This is a genomic window from Paraconexibacter algicola (assembly GCF_003044185.1).
GTDB classification, from domain to species: Bacteria; Actinomycetota; Thermoleophilia; order Solirubrobacterales; family Solirubrobacteraceae; genus Paraconexibacter; species Paraconexibacter algicola.
On the sequence record NZ_PYYB01000002.1, the window covers coordinates 293,665 to 307,064 of the forward strand.

Sequence of the window (13,400 nt, forward strand, 5' to 3'; positions counted from 1 at the left end):
AGGATGCGCGCCCATGAGCGACTACGTGCTCGCGCAGGAGACCCCGACGGTGCGGACCTACCGCAACGGCTCCGCGCTGAAGATCGAGCTCAACCGGCCGGAGGCCCTGAACGCCTTCAACGGCGCGCTGGCGCGGGAGCTCCAGCAGGAGCTGACGGCCGCCGCGCAGGACGACGAGATCCGCGCGGTGATGCTCACCGGGGCGGGGCGCGCGTTCTCCTCCGGAGCCGACCTCATGTCCTTCCAGGACACCGAGGACCCGGTGCCGGTGACCGAGAACGGCCGGCCGGACCTCCGCAAGACGCTGCACGACCGCTACCACCCGATCATCGAGACGCTGCGCTCGATGCCCAAGCCGGTCGTCAGCGCCGTCAACGGGCCCTGCGTCGGGGTCGGGCTGGGCATCGCGCTCGCCGGCGACCTCGTCGTGGCGCACGAGAGCGCCTACTTCCTGCTCGCGTTCGTCAACATCGGGCTCGTGCCCGACGGCGGCTCCTCCCTCTTCGTCCCGGCGCGCATCGGCGCCGCCCGCGCCGCCGAGATGGCGATGCTCGGGGAGAAGGTCCCCGCGGCACAGGCCCTGGAGTGGGGCCTCGTCAACCGCGTCCACGACGACGCGAGCTTCATGCCCGAGGCCGAGAGGCTCCTGGAGCGCCTCGCCACCGGGCCGACCCGGTCCTACGCCGGGACCAAGCGCCAGCTCAACGCGCACGCGATGCACAGCCTCACCGCGCAGCTGGCCCTGGAGGCCGACATCCAGCAGGAGATGGCCGATACGGCCGACTTCATCGAGGGTGGCATGTCCTTCGCGCAGAAGCGCCCGCCCGCCTTCTCGGGTCGCTAGGGCGCCAGGCAGGACTCGATCCGGCCGATCACCAACTAATATCCCCGCCGCCGTGAGTGCCATGAACCTGATCTCCACCCGCCGCCGGACGCTCGTCCTGGCGCTGCTCGCCATCTTCGGCCTGACGCTGGTCCTCTCGGGGACCGCCTCCGCCGACCTCCTCACGCCGGAGGACGGTGGCTCCCCGAACGCCGACAAGATCGACGATCTCTACAAGTTCGTCCTCGTCATCGCCGTCATCATCTTCGTCGTCGTCGAGGGCGCGCTGTTCTACTCGATCTACAAGTACCGGGCCCGCAAGGGCGCGGTCGCCGCGCAGATCCACGGCAACACGCGCCTGGAGATCGGCTGGACCGCCGGCGCCGCCGCGATCCTCGTCGTCCTCGCCGTGCTGACGTTCGTCCAGCTCGGGGACATCCGCAACCCGGAGAACTCCGGGCCCAACGGCCTCCCGCTCGCCGACGGCGTCCAGACCGCCAGCGTCACCAAGCGCCTGCCCCCGAACGGCAAGAGCCTCAACATCGAGGTCAACGGCCAGCAGTACGTGTGGCGCTACACCTACAACGGCGACAACGACGGCAACCCGCTGAACGACCCCTTCGCCTACGAGGAGATGGTCGTCCCCACCGACACCACCGTGACGCTCGACATCCGCGCACAGGACGTCGCCCACTCGTGGTGGATCCCGGCCCTCGGCGGCAAGTTCGACGCCGTCCCGGGCTACACGAACCACACCTGGTTCAAGATCAGCAAGCCCGGCGTGTACACGGGCCAGTGCGCCGAGCTCTGCGGCCGCAACCACGCCAACATGACGGCCCGCGTCCGCGCCGTGCCGCCCGCCGAGTACGAGCGGTGGATCGCCCAGCAGACCACCGCGATCCAGGACGCCAACAAGGCCGCCCAGGTCAAGCGCCGCCAGGTCGAGAGCGAGCTGTCCGGTGACAGCGCCGCCGCCGGCTCGGGCGCCTCCACCACCGAGATGCCCTGACCCCTCGAGGACCCTCAGCTCTTATGGCCACTGCCACTGCCACGAACACCACCGCCGCCGTCCCGCAGATCGTCGCCCACGGCGTCGAGAAGCCGAACACGGGCTGGACGTCGTGGGTCACCACGACGGACCACAAGAAGATCGGGATCATGTACCTGGTCTCGACGTTCGTCTTCTTCATCCTGGGCGGCGTCGAGGCGCTCATGATCCGCCTGCAGCTCTCGCAGGCGGACAACACCCTCCTCTCCCCGGAGGTCTACAACCAGCTGTTCACGATGCACGGGACGACGATGATCTTCCTGTTCGTCGTGCCGATCATGGCCGGCTTCGGCAACTACTTCGTGCCGCTCATGATCGGGGCCCGGGACATGGCGTTCCCGAAGCTCAACGCGCTGTCGTTCTGGATGCTCACCGCCGGTGGCGTCGTCTTCTACGCGTCGATCTTCTTCTCCCCGCCGGAGTGCGGCTGGACCTGCTACTCGCCGCTGTCGGACGACACGTACCTGCCGTCCGGAGGCGTCGACGCCTGGATCTTCCTGATCCACCTCACGGGCATCAGCTCGCTCGTCGGTGCGATCAACTTCTACGCGACGATCGCGAACATGCGTGCGCCCGGCATGGGCTGGGGTCGCATGCCGCTGTTCTGCTGGGCGATCCTCGTCTACGCGATCCTGCTGATCCTCGCGCTGCCGGTCATCGCGGGCGCGGTCACGCTGCTGCTGACCGACCGCCACTTCGGCACCCACTTCTACGACGCGTCCCAGGGCGGCTCGCCGCTGCTGTGGCAGCACCTGTTCTGGTTCTTCGGGCACCCCGAGGTCTACATCATGGTGCTGCCGGGCTTCGGGATCATCTCCGAGATCCTGCCGGTGTTCAGCCGCAAGCCGATCTTCGGCTACAAGGCGATCGCCGCGTCGACCGTCGTGATCGCGTTCCTCGGCCTCCTGGTCTGGGCGCACCACATGTTCTCGACGCCGAGCCCGACGATCGTCCTCGTCTTCTTCATGCTCAGCTCGTTCCTGATCGCCGTCCCGACCGGCGTGAAGATGTTCAACTGGATCGCCACGCTCTGGCGCGGCACGATCGAGTTCACGGTCGCGATGCTGTTCGCGATCGGCTTCCTCTTCACGTTCCTCATCGGCGGCATCACCGGCATCTTCCTGGCGATCTTCCCGGTCGACTGGCAGCTGACCGACACGTACTTCGTCGTGGCCCACCTGCACTACGTGCTGGTCGGCGGCGCGGTCCTGTCGATCTTCGCCGGCATCTACTACTGGTTCCCGAAGATGACGGGTCGGATGCTCGGCGAGGGCCTGGGCAAGCTCAGCTTCTGGCTCATGCTCATCGGCTTCCACGTCACCTTCCTCATCCAGCACTCGATCGGCCTCGACGGCATGCCCCGTCGCGTCTACGAGTACCCGGACGTCGGAAACCTCGAGCTGTACAACCTGATCTCCACGATCGGCTCCTTCATCCTCGCCCTCGGCGTGCTCGTGACGATCATCAACGTCGTGATCTCGCTGAAGAAGGGCGCGGTCTCCGGGCCCGACCCGTGGAAGGGCAACACGCTCGAGTGGTACACGACCTCGCCGCCGCCGGTGAACAACTTCGACTCCGTGCCGCGCATCCGCTCGGTCGAGCCGATGAAGGACATCCGCCGGCAGGTCCTGCGCCAGCAGACCGAGAAGGCGCCGGTCGTCGACGCCGAGGCGCCCGCCACCGCGTAGGACTGTCGCGGGGAGTTCGTCTCCCCGCGCGTCCCTGCCCGTCCCGGTAGGCTCGCCCACCCATGGCCTCGACCCGTGCCACGACCGTCCCGGCCGCGGCCGCTGCTCCCAGCGCCGCGCGCCAGCTGCTGTCGGACTACCTCGAGCTGACGAAGCCGAAGGTCCAGTCGCTGCTGCTGCTGACGACGGTCACGACGATGCTCGTCGCCGGGTCGCCGTCGGTCGGGCTGATCCTGCTGACCTGCCTGGGCGGCTACCTCGCCGCCGGCGGCGCGGGCGCGGTCAACCACTGGTACGACCGCGACATCGACCTCGCGATGGCGCGGACCGCCGACCGGCCGATCCCGTCCGGTCGTGTCAGCCCGCGCGCCGCGCTGATCTACGGCTGCTCGCTCGCGGCCGCGTCGTTCGTCCTGATGTCGCTGACGATCAACGTGCTCGCCGCGAGCCTGTCGTTCTCGGGCTTCCTCGGCTACGTGTTCGTCTACACGGTGTGGCTCAAGCGCCGCACCCCGCAGAACATCGTCATCGGCGGTGCGGCCGGTGCCGTCCCGCCGCTGGTCGGCTGGGCCGCCGTCGAGGGGTCGCTCAGCGGCACCGCGATCTACCTCTTCGCGATCGTCTTCTTCTGGACCCCGCCCCACTTCTGGGCGCTCAGCATCCTCATGAAGGAGGAGTACGCCAAGGTCGGCGTGCCGATGCTGCCCACGGTCCGCGGCGAGCAGGAGACGCGCAAGCAGATCCTGCTCTACACGGTCCTGCTGTACGCCGTGACCCAGCTCCCGTTCTGCGCGGGCGGGATGGGCGCGATCTACCTCGTGTCCTCGCTGGTGCTCGGCGGTCTGTTCATCGCCGGCGCGGTGCGGCTGTACCGCCGGGCCGACCGGCAGTCCGCGCTGAAGCTGTACCTCTTCTCCCTCGCCTACCTGGCCCTGCTCTTCGCCGCGATGGTCGCGGACGCGAAGATCTGAGACACCCACTAGATTTCCAGGAACCTATGGATCGCAAGCTCGCACGCAAGAACGTCCGGTCGGGGCTCATCACCACCGCCGTCGTGTTCTTCATGTTCGGTATGACCTTCGTCGCCGCCTACATCTACGTCGCATGAGCGAGAACGAGCAGAACGTCCCGCCCGTCGGCGAGGAGATCCACCTCCCCGGTGGCAGCCTGCAGCCCCTGCTGCTCACGATCGGCACGACACTCGCCCTGCTGGGCATCACCTTCAGCTGGTACGTCTGCGCCTTCGGCGTGATCCTGTCCGTCGCGGTGATCGTCCGCTGGATCCAGGACACCCGCAAGGAGATCGAGTCGTTCCCCGCCGACCTCGGCCACCACTAGCGCCACCGTCAGCACCAGTCGTCTCGCCGAGGGCGCCCGTCACGGGCGCCCTCGGTCGTTCCGGGCCCCCGCCGCGACAGTCCCACATGAACGTCGCCGTTCGCATAGGCTCGCACCATGTTCCGCCCGATCGTCGCCGCGCTCGCCGGCGCGGCGCTCCTGTCCCCCGCCGCCGCCACGGCCGCCCCCCGCTACGACGTCACCGTCGCGCGCACCGCGTTCGGCATCCCGCACATCAAGGCGAAGGACTACGCGTCGCTGGGCTACGGCTACGCGACCGCGCTCGCACAGGACACCCTCTGCACGCTCGCGGAGTCCTACGTCACCGTCAACGGGGAGCGCTCGCGCTGGTTCGGCCCCGACAAGGGCTACCCGATCCGCGGCAACGGCTCGACCGCCAACAACCTGAACTCCGACCTCTTCTACCAGCGGATCAAGGACCGCGGGACGGTCGAGCGGCTCGTCGCGCAGGAGCCGCCGGTGGGCATGAAGCCGGAGATCCGGCGGGCGATCGAGGGCTACGTCGCGGGCTACAACGCGCACCTGCGCGAGATCGGTGGCCGCGACGGCGTCGACGATCCCACCTGCCGCGGCGAGGAGTGGGTGCGGCCGATCACCACGATGGACGTGTTCCGCCGCTTCCACTCGCTGGCGATCCTCGCCTCGTCGGGGGTCGCGATCGACGGCATCGCCGCGGCCCGTCCCGTCACCGGGCCGGTCGACGCGCAGGCCACCGCGCGCGGCATCGCCCCCGGGGAGCTCGACCGCCGGCTCGGCGGCCTGGGGTCCAACGCCTACGCGATCGGCCGCAAGGGCTCCCGCGACGGGCACGGCCTGCTCTACGGCAACCCCCACTTCCCCTGGCAGGGACCGGAGCGCTTCTACCAGGCGCACCTCACGATCCCGGGGAAGGTCGACGTGACCGGCGGGTCGCTGCTCGGCGTCCCGATCGTCCTCATCGGCACGACGAAGGGCATGGCCTGGAGCCACACGGTGTCGACGGCGCGCCGGTTCGTCCCGTACCAGCTGACGCTCGTGCCGGGGTCGCTGACCTCCTACGTCGAGGACGGGAAGGTCAAGCGCATGCGCGCCGACCGCGTGACCGTGCAGGTCCGCCGCGCCGACGGGTCGCTCGAGCCGCGGACGCGGACCCTGTGGTCCTCCGAGCACGGCCCGATCCTCACCTCGATCCTCGGCCTCCCGGTCTTCCCGTGGACGCCGGCGACCGCGTACGCGCTGTACGACGGCAACGAGGAGAACTTCGGCCGGCTCATGAACCACTTCTTCGACATGAACCACGCGCAGACCGTGGACCAGGTCGACGGCATCCTGAAGCGGTACCTCGGGATCCCGTGGGTCAACACGATCGCCGCCGACACCGCCGGAAACGCCTACTACGCCGACGTCGGCTCGATCCCGAACATCAGCCGCGAGAAGTACACGGCCTGCAACACGGTGCTCGGCCTGGCGCTCGACCAGCTGCAGCGCCTGCCGGTGCTCGACGGCTCCCGCGGCGCCTGCCGCCCCGCCACCGATCCGGAGGCGATCGCGCCGGGCATCCTCGGCCCCAAGGACCTGCCGACGCTGCGCCGGGAGGACCACGTCTCGAACATGAACGACTCCTACTGGCTGACCAACCCGGAGCAGCCGCTGGAGGGCTTCAGCCGGATCATCGGGGACGAGCGCACCGCACGGACGCTGCGCACGCGGATCGGCATCACGCAGCTCCAGCAGCGCCTCGCCGGGACCGACGGGCTCGAGGGCACGGGCTTCGACCTGCAGAACCTCATGACCGTCGGGCTCGCCAACCGGGTGTACTCGGCGGAGCTGTGGCGCGACGACCTCGTCGCCGGCTGCGGCAGCGAGGCGTGCCGGGTGCTGCGGGCGTGGGACATGCGCAACGACCTGGACTCCAAGGGCGCGGTGCTGTGGCAGCGGTTCGTGACGCGGCTGACCGGCGCCACGCCGATCCCCCTCCCCGGTCCGGCCGGCCCGTTCGCGGGCGCGTTCGACGCCGGCGATCCCGTCAACACCCCGGCGGGCCTGAACGTCCTCAACCCGCTGGTCCAGACGTCGCTGCTGCAGGCGGTGAACGACCTGGGCGGCGCCGGGCTGCCGCTGGACGCGACGCTGCGCCAGGGGCAGACGGTGACCCGCCGCGGCGAGGTCATCCCGATCCAGGGCGGCCCGAGCCCCAGCGGCCTCTTCAACGTCATCACGCCGGTCTGGGACCCGAAGAAGGGCTACACCGAGGTCGTGCACGGCTCGTCGTTCATGCAGGCCGTGCACCTGAAGCCGGGCTGCCCGGAGCTGCGCACGTTCCTGACCTACGGGCTGTCGACCAACCCCCGGTCCGAGCGCACGAGCGACCAGACGAAGGAGTTCAGCGCCAAGCGCTGGATCAGCCCGCCGTTCTGCGCCCGTGACCTCGAGGCGGACCGCTCCGCGGTGCGCGTGCACACCGCCGACCTGGGGTCGACGACGGTGACCGTGCGCGAGGCCCGCGGGTCGGCGCGCCCGCGGATCGTCGTCGAGCGCGCAGCGGGCAGGCCGGCGCGCGTGACGGTCCGGGTGCGGCGGGGCGACGCGGTGGTGCGGCGGATCGCGCGCCGCGGCACCCGCGTGGCGGTCTCCCCGCGCGTGCGGCGCGGCGCCTACCGGGTGGACGTGACGGTCGGGAGCCGCACCGTCCGCATCGCCGCCAAGCAGCGCTGAGCGCCCCGGCCTCGCCCCGTCGCCCGGTGGAGCACCGCACGGGCGACGGGGCCGGGTCGGCGCCGACCACCGGGGCGTCGCAGGTCGCCCCGGCGGTCGCTCAGGCGCCAGCGCCCACCGCCGGGACGTCGCAGGTCGCCCCGTCGGTCGTCCAGACGCGCACGACGTCGCGGACCGACAGCACGCCGGTGATGTCGCCGCCGTCGAGCACGATCAGGTGGCGGAAGCCGCCCTGGACCATCGCGCGGGCCGCGTCCTCCAGCGACCAGTCGGGCGCGGCGTAGACGATGTCGGACGTCAGGTGGTCGCCGACGAGCTCGGTGTCGGGGTCCTTCCCGGCACCGATCGCGCGCAGGACGTCCCGCTCGGTGACGATGCCCGGGCCGGCGGCGTCGGGGTCGTGGACGACGGCCGCGCCGACCGACCGCTCGGCCATCAGGCGGGCGGCCGCGCGCAGCGTGTGCCCCGGCCCCACGGTCAGGACCACCGTGCTCATGCCCTCTCGGACCTGCATCTGCACCCCCTGGGAGCTTGTGCTGTTTCTTGCAAGCGAGCGTACCGCCACGTCGAGAGTGTTGACGCGCCAGGTACGAACGGCGTCGCAGGGGGTGGGATCCACCGCTGCGAAGTCGGCGTAGGAACCACCGATGCAGCGTCCCGCCACCGTCCGCCACCGCACGAGCCTCTTCGACGAGGCCTGCGCCATCGTCGAGGCCGAGTTCGGCGAGGATCTCGCCCTCGACGACATCGCCCGCCGCGTGGCGTCGTCCCGCCGCCAGCTCCAGCGCGCCTACGCCGAGATCGGCGACACGACCTTCCGCGACCACCTCACCGCGGTGCGCATGCGCCGCGCGGCCGAGATGCTCGAGGGCCGCACGCTCACCGTGCGCGAGATCTCCCACCGCGTCGGCTACCGCCAGCCGGCCCAGTTCGCCAAGGCGTTCCGCCGCCACCACGGGCTCGCCCCGTCGGACTACCGCGCCCGGGCGCGGTTCGGCCCGGCCCCCGTCGCGCCCGCCGCGACCGACGCCCCGGTGGCCCTCGTGCCGCCCTTCACCGCCCGCGCCGCCTAGCGGCGCCGCGCCACCGGGCGCCGTCCGTCCGCCCTACGGGCGGAGGTTGTGACAGCTGTTGCTTTGCGTCGGCCGATCTGGTTATGGTCGGCCCAATGGGTGGAGAGACGCGCAAGCCGCGGCGTGAAGCGATCCTGCTCACGGCCGCGATCGGACTGGTCCTGTCGGCCGTCGGGATCCTCATCGGCCTCTGGATCGACTGGTTCCCGGCCCAGGGATCCACCCAGGCGGACGACATCGACACCCTCTGGGACGTCCTCGTGATCTGCTCCGTGCCGATCTTCGTCGGCGTCACCGCGGTCGTCCTGTTCTGCGCCCGCGAGTTCCGCCAGAAGCCCGGCGAGGAGCACCTCGACGGCCCGCCGATCCACGGCAACACGAAGCTCGAGGTCGTGTGGACCGCGATCCCGGCGCTGATGCTCGTGACGCTCTGCGGCTACGCGGCGGTCGTGCTCTCCAACATCGAGGAGGCGCCCGCCAGCGGCCAGGAGAACCGGGTCGCGGTCACGGGCGAGCAGTTCACCTGGACGTTCGAGTACACCGGCGCCGACGGCACCAAGTTCTCGACCAACCAGCTCTACGTCGAGCAGGGCAAGAGCGTGCGCTTCGACGTCCGCTCCAAGGACGTCATCCACGACTTCTGGGTGCCCGAGTGGCGGATGAAGATCGACGCGGTCCCCGGGATCACCACGAACTACCGCGTCACCCCCACGAAGACCGGCATCTACCCCGTCGTCTGCGCCGAGCTCTGCGGCCTCGGCCACGCCTTCATGCGCCAGAGCGCGCACGTCCTGCCCCCCGAGAAGTACGCGGCGTGGATGCAGCGCATGACCGAGCGCCAGACCGCCGGCGCCGCCCCGGCCGCCGACGGCGCCGGCGGCCAGACCGCCTCGGCCGACGGCAAGGCCGTCTTCACCCAGGGCGTCGGCGCCACCGGCGCCACCGCGTGCGGCGCCTGCCACGCCCTCGCCGACGCGGGCACGAGCGGGGCGACCGGACCGAACCTCGACGAGGCGCTCGCGGGCCAGGACGCCGCCGCGATCAAGGCCTCGATCGTCGACCCCAACGCGAAGATCACCGACGGCTTCGGCGAGGGGATCATGCCCGCCAACTACGCCGAGACCCTGACCCCGGCCGAGCTCGACGCGCTCGTCCGCTACATCGCCGACGCGACCAAGAAGTGAGGTGCGCCTGATGCTCCCCGACTCGCTCCGTCACGCCGGCTGGACCCGGGCCACGTTCTTCACCGGCCTGGGCATCGCCTTCGCCTACGCCCTCTCGCTCGGCGCCCGCGCAGGCCTCGGCTACGACCCCGTCCTCGACGGCGAGGCCGTCCTGCAGGTCGCGCTGATCGCCGCACCCCTGTTCTTCCTCGTCGGGCTCGGCTGCTTCGACTACTGGTTCTACTGGGCCTCCGGGCGGCCCGCCCGGCCCGAGGACCACTCCGGCCACGGCGCCACGAGCTGGAAGAGCTACTTCTACCCGAACACCGACCACAAGGTCATCGGGATCCAGTACGTCGTCACGTCGTTCTTCTTCCTGCTGGTCGGCGGCCTGATGGCGATGCTGATGCGCGCCGAGCTCGCGCAGCCCGGCCGCCAGTTCGTGGATCCCGGCACGTTCAACGGGCTCTTCTCCGTCCACGCGTCGATCCTCATCTTCCTGTTCATCATCCCCGTGTTCGCGGGCCTCGCGAACTACGTGCTGCCGCTGATGATCGGCGCGCCGGACATGGCGTTCCCGCGGCTGAACGCCCTGTCGTTCTGGCTGCTGCCGGTCGCCGGCGTGCTGATGATGGCCTCGTTCTTCGCGCCCGGCGGCTCGTTCGCCAGCGGCTGGACCGCCTACGCCCCGCTGTCCAACAGCGCGCCGATAGGCCAGGTGTTCTTCACCATCGGGGTGCAGTTCGCCGGGGCGTCATCGATCGCCACGGCCCTGAACTTCCTGGTGACCATCATCACCATGCGCGCCCCCGGGATGAGCTTCTTCCGGATGCCGCTGCTCGTCTGGGCGAACTTCTCGACGTCGCTGCTCGTCGTCATCGCCACGCCGTTCATCGCGGCGTCGCAGTTCTTCGTCCTGCTCGACCGCGCGCTCGGCTTCAACTTCTTCAACGCGGCCGGCGGCGGCGACGTGCTCATGTACCAGCACGTCTTCTGGTTCTACTCGCACCCGGCCGTCTACATCATGATGCTGCCGGGCTTCGGGATCATCAGCGAGATCCTCGCCGTGAAGTCCCGCAAGCCGATCTTCGGCTACCGGATGATGGCGTTCTCGCTGCTGGCGATCGTCGTCCTGGGCTTCACCGTGTGGGCGCACCACATGTTCGTCAGCGGCATGCAGAGCTGGATCCGCGTGCCGATGATGATCACCACCGCGATCATCGCGGTGCCCACCGGGATCAAGATCTTCAGCTGGCTGGCGACGATGTGGCGCGGCGTGCTGAAGCTCGACACGCCGATGCTGTTCGCGCTCGGCTTCCTGACGATGTTCACGCTCGGCGGGATCTCCGGCGTGATGCTCGCGATGATCCCGCTGACCATCCACGTCAGCGACACGTACTTCATCGTCGCCCACATCCACTACGTCCTCTTCGGCGGCTCGCTGTTCACGATCTACGCCGGGGTCTACTACTGGTTCCCGAAGATGACCGGCCGCATGTTCGACGAGCGGCTCGGCAAGCTGCACTTCTGGTCGACGTTCGTCTTCTTCAACGCGACCTTCGCCCCCATGCACCTCATCGGGGTCGACGGCATGCCGCGCCGCGTCGCCGACTACGCCGAGAAGTACGCGGGCTGGAACCTCGCGATCTCGCTCGCGTCGTTCGCGCTCGGCCTCAGCACGCTGATCTTCGTCTACAACATGGTCGTGTCCTGGCGCGGCGGCCCGCGGGCCGTCAGCAACCCGTGGCGCGCCCTCACGCTCGAGTGGCAGGTCACCTCACCGCCACCCGTCTTCAACTTCGACCGCATCCCCACGGTCGTCGGCGGCCCGTACGAGTACGGCATCCCGGGAGCGGTCCACGGGATCCTGCACGACGGGGCCGAGGTCGCACCGACACCCGCCGGGACCGCAGCCCAGCCGAGCAAGGAGTAGCACGCGCATGAAGACCATCCTCGTCGTGGCCAACGAGACCCTCGGCGGCACCCCGCTCGTCGAGCGGGTGCAGTCCAAGATCGACGCGGGCGAGGAGTTCCGCGCGGTCTTCTGCATCCCGCGCACGAACCCCCGGCACGGCAACGTCATCTACGACGACGCCGTCTACGACGCCGCGCAGGTCCGCGTCGACCTCGCCCGCGCGTACCTGCGCGAGCGTGGCATCGACTCGATCGGCGAGGTCGGCGACCCCGACCCGTACACCGCGACGATGGACGCGATCGCCGAGCACCACCCGGACGAGATCATCGTCGCGACCCACCCGGCGACCTCCTCGGGCTGGCTGCGCCGCGACCTGATCGAGCGGATCGCCGACGCCTCCGGGCTGCCCGTCGACCACGTGGTCGTCGACCTCGAGCGCGAGGGCCGGCCGTTCGCCGTCACGCTCGTCGTCGCCAACCGCACCGCCAGCCGCGACGAGCTCGTCGACCAGCTGCGGCAGAAGTTCGCCGAGGGCGGCGACCGCATCTTCATCGCCGTGGTCCCCCAGGAGGGCGGCGAGGGCGTCGCGGTCAAGCGTGCCCAGGCGCGCCTGTCGCAGCTCGTCGACCGGATCCGCGAGGCGGGCCTGCGGGGCGCCGGCATGATCGGCGACCCCGACCCGTACACCGCGACGATGAACGCGCTGCAGTTCTTCCACGTCGACGACATCGTCGTGTCCACCCTGCCCGCCACCCGCTCCGGCTGGCTGCGGGCCGACCTCATCGAGCGCGTGCGCAAGGCGACCGGCCTGCCGGTCGAGCACGTCGAGTCGAGCGTCGCGGCCCCCGCCGTGGCCTGACCCACCCAGGAAGAGGCCAGCGTATGGAAGCCGCCGCGATCCCCGCCGCCCCCGGGCACGGGCACGACGACCACCACCATCACGGACCGCCGCCCGCGAACCGCAGCTCGCGGGCCGAGCCCGCGATGCTCGGGATGCTCCTGTTCATCATCTCGGAGATCATGATCTTCGGGGCCTTCTTCACGGCCTACTTCTTCATCCGGGTCGTGCAGGACGGCGCCTGGATGCCGGAGGGAGATCACCTCCCGGTCGCGATCGCGGGCGTGAACACGGCGATCCTGCTGTCGTCGTCCCTGACCCTGCACTGGGCGGAGACCGCCCTGAAGGCGGGGAACCACCGCGGCTTCCGCGTCGGCATGCTGACGACGTTCCTGCTCGGCCTGACGTTCCTGTTCATCCAGGTCAACGAGTACGTGCACATCGGGTTCGCGCCGCACGACCACGCGCAGGGCTCGATCTTCTACGGGCTCACCGGCCTGCACGGCGCGCACGTGTTCATCGGCCTGCTGCTCCTGGGGATCGTGACGCTGCGCGCGTTCCGCGGGCACTTCAGCGCCGACGACCACCGCGGGGTCGAGATCCCCGGCATCTACTGGCACTTCGTCGACGTGATGTGGATCGTGGTCTACACGACGATCTACGTGGTCTAGGGGGAGCCGCGCGCCGTGATGAACCCGCTGAAGTCCGAGGACGCCGCGTTCCGGCTCCTCCTGCTGACCGCGGCGGTCGCCGCCGTGGTGATCGCCCTCGTCCTGCTCGGCCGGGCGCTGTGAGCCGC

At 70.1% G+C, this 13,400-nt stretch carries 12 protein-coding genes; 11 read left to right on the forward strand and 1 reads right to left on the reverse strand.

Annotated features, from left to right (window positions below; translation table 11 throughout):
* The first annotated feature begins 13 nt into the window (after positions 1-13).
* The 6 genes from C7Y72_RS15320 (at position 14) to C7Y72_RS15345 (ending at position 7,612) form a co-directional block, all read left to right on the forward strand.
* The gene (locus C7Y72_RS15320) at positions 14-844 is read left to right on the forward strand and encodes an enoyl-CoA hydratase-related protein (protein ID WP_107570056.1); all 831 of its coding nucleotides are present in this window, start codon (positions 14-16) and stop codon (positions 842-844) included.
* Between the two features lie 61 nt (positions 845-905).
* Entirely contained in the window at positions 906-1,832 is a 927-nt protein-coding gene (coxB, locus tag C7Y72_RS15325; RefSeq protein WP_107570057.1) for a cytochrome c oxidase subunit II, read from the forward strand.
* Between the two features lie 23 nt (positions 1,833-1,855).
* Positions 1,856-3,559, forward strand: coding sequence for a cytochrome c oxidase subunit I (ctaD, locus tag C7Y72_RS15330; protein WP_107570058.1), 1,704 nt, complete (start codon positions 1,856-1,858; stop codon positions 3,557-3,559).
* A gap of 62 nt (positions 3,560-3,621) precedes the next feature.
* Complete coding sequence (locus tag C7Y72_RS15335) at positions 3,622-4,530, forward strand: heme o synthase (RefSeq protein ID WP_107570059.1); 909 nt, start codon at positions 3,622-3,624, stop codon at positions 4,528-4,530.
* A 133-nt stretch (positions 4,531-4,663) separates the two neighbouring features.
* Positions 4,664-4,897 carry a hypothetical protein gene (locus tag C7Y72_RS15340; RefSeq protein WP_107570060.1) on the forward strand — a complete coding sequence of 78 codons (234 nt, stop codon included), beginning with the start codon at positions 4,664-4,666 and terminating at the stop codon, positions 4,895-4,897.
* A gap of 117 nt (positions 4,898-5,014) precedes the next feature.
* Positions 5,015-7,612, forward strand: coding sequence for a penicillin acylase family protein (locus C7Y72_RS15345; RefSeq protein WP_107570061.1), 2,598 nt, complete (start codon positions 5,015-5,017; stop codon positions 7,610-7,612).
* Positions 7,613-7,712: 100 nt separating this feature from the next.
* Here C7Y72_RS15345 and C7Y72_RS15350 read toward each other — a convergent pair whose 3' ends face one another.
* Entirely contained in the window at positions 7,713-8,126 is a 414-nt protein-coding gene (locus C7Y72_RS15350) for a CBS domain-containing protein (protein ID WP_107570383.1), read from the reverse strand.
* A 133-nt stretch (positions 8,127-8,259) separates the two neighbouring features.
* Between C7Y72_RS15350 and C7Y72_RS15355 the strand changes: the two genes are divergently transcribed.
* The 5 genes from C7Y72_RS15355 to C7Y72_RS15375 all read left to right on the forward strand — a co-directional run bounded on the left by C7Y72_RS15355 (position 8,260) and on the right by C7Y72_RS15375 (position 13,272).
* Entirely contained in the window at positions 8,260-8,685 is a 426-nt protein-coding gene (locus C7Y72_RS15355) for a helix-turn-helix transcriptional regulator (RefSeq protein WP_107570062.1), read from the forward strand.
* Positions 8,686-8,780: 95 nt separating this feature from the next.
* Entirely contained in the window at positions 8,781-9,869 is a 1,089-nt protein-coding gene (gene coxB / locus C7Y72_RS15360; protein WP_158276882.1) for a cytochrome c oxidase subunit II, read from the forward strand.
* Between the two features lie 10 nt (positions 9,870-9,879).
* Entirely contained in the window at positions 9,880-11,781 is a 1,902-nt protein-coding gene (gene ctaD, locus C7Y72_RS15365; RefSeq protein ID WP_107570384.1) for a cytochrome c oxidase subunit I, read from the forward strand.
* 7 nt (positions 11,782-11,788) lie between these two features.
* Positions 11,789-12,622, forward strand: coding sequence for a hypothetical protein (locus C7Y72_RS15370; RefSeq protein ID WP_107570064.1), 834 nt, complete (start codon positions 11,789-11,791; stop codon positions 12,620-12,622).
* 23 nt (positions 12,623-12,645) lie between these two features.
* Positions 12,646-13,272: a cytochrome c oxidase subunit 3 gene (locus C7Y72_RS15375; protein WP_107570065.1), complete on the forward strand. Its 627-nt coding sequence runs from the start codon at positions 12,646-12,648 to the stop codon at positions 13,270-13,272.
* Positions 13,273-13,400 lie beyond the last annotated feature (128 nt).

What these genes read in the sequence shown, in the direction of transcription:
- C7Y72_RS15320 (WP_107570056.1), top strand. Translation starts at nt 14, where the DNA reads ATGAGCGACTACGTGCTCGCGCAGGAGACCCCGACGGTGCGGACCTAC.
- coxB (WP_107570057.1), top strand. Translation starts at nt 906, where the DNA reads ATGAACCTGATCTCCACCCGCCGCCGGACGCTCGTCCTGGCGCTGCTC.
- ctaD (WP_107570058.1), top strand. Translation starts at nt 1,856, where the DNA reads ATGGCCACTGCCACTGCCACGAACACCACCGCCGCCGTCCCGCAGATC.
- C7Y72_RS15335 (WP_107570059.1), top strand. Translation starts at nt 3,622, where the DNA reads ATGGCCTCGACCCGTGCCACGACCGTCCCGGCCGCGGCCGCTGCTCCC.
- C7Y72_RS15340 (WP_107570060.1), top strand. Translation starts at nt 4,664, where the DNA reads ATGAGCGAGAACGAGCAGAACGTCCCGCCCGTCGGCGAGGAGATCCAC.
- C7Y72_RS15345 (WP_107570061.1), top strand. Translation starts at nt 5,015, where the DNA reads ATGTTCCGCCCGATCGTCGCCGCGCTCGCCGGCGCGGCGCTCCTGTCC.
- C7Y72_RS15350 (WP_107570383.1), bottom strand. Translation starts at nt 8,126, where the DNA reads ATGCAGGTCCGAGAGGGCATGAGCACGGTGGTCCTGACCGTGGGGCCG.
- C7Y72_RS15355 (WP_107570062.1), top strand. Translation starts at nt 8,260, where the DNA reads ATGCAGCGTCCCGCCACCGTCCGCCACCGCACGAGCCTCTTCGACGAG.
- coxB (WP_158276882.1), top strand. Translation starts at nt 8,781, where the DNA reads ATGGGTGGAGAGACGCGCAAGCCGCGGCGTGAAGCGATCCTGCTCACG.
- ctaD (WP_107570384.1), top strand. Translation starts at nt 9,880, where the DNA reads ATGCTCCCCGACTCGCTCCGTCACGCCGGCTGGACCCGGGCCACGTTC.
- C7Y72_RS15370 (WP_107570064.1), top strand. Translation starts at nt 11,789, where the DNA reads ATGAAGACCATCCTCGTCGTGGCCAACGAGACCCTCGGCGGCACCCCG.
- C7Y72_RS15375 (WP_107570065.1), top strand. Translation starts at nt 12,646, where the DNA reads ATGGAAGCCGCCGCGATCCCCGCCGCCCCCGGGCACGGGCACGACGAC.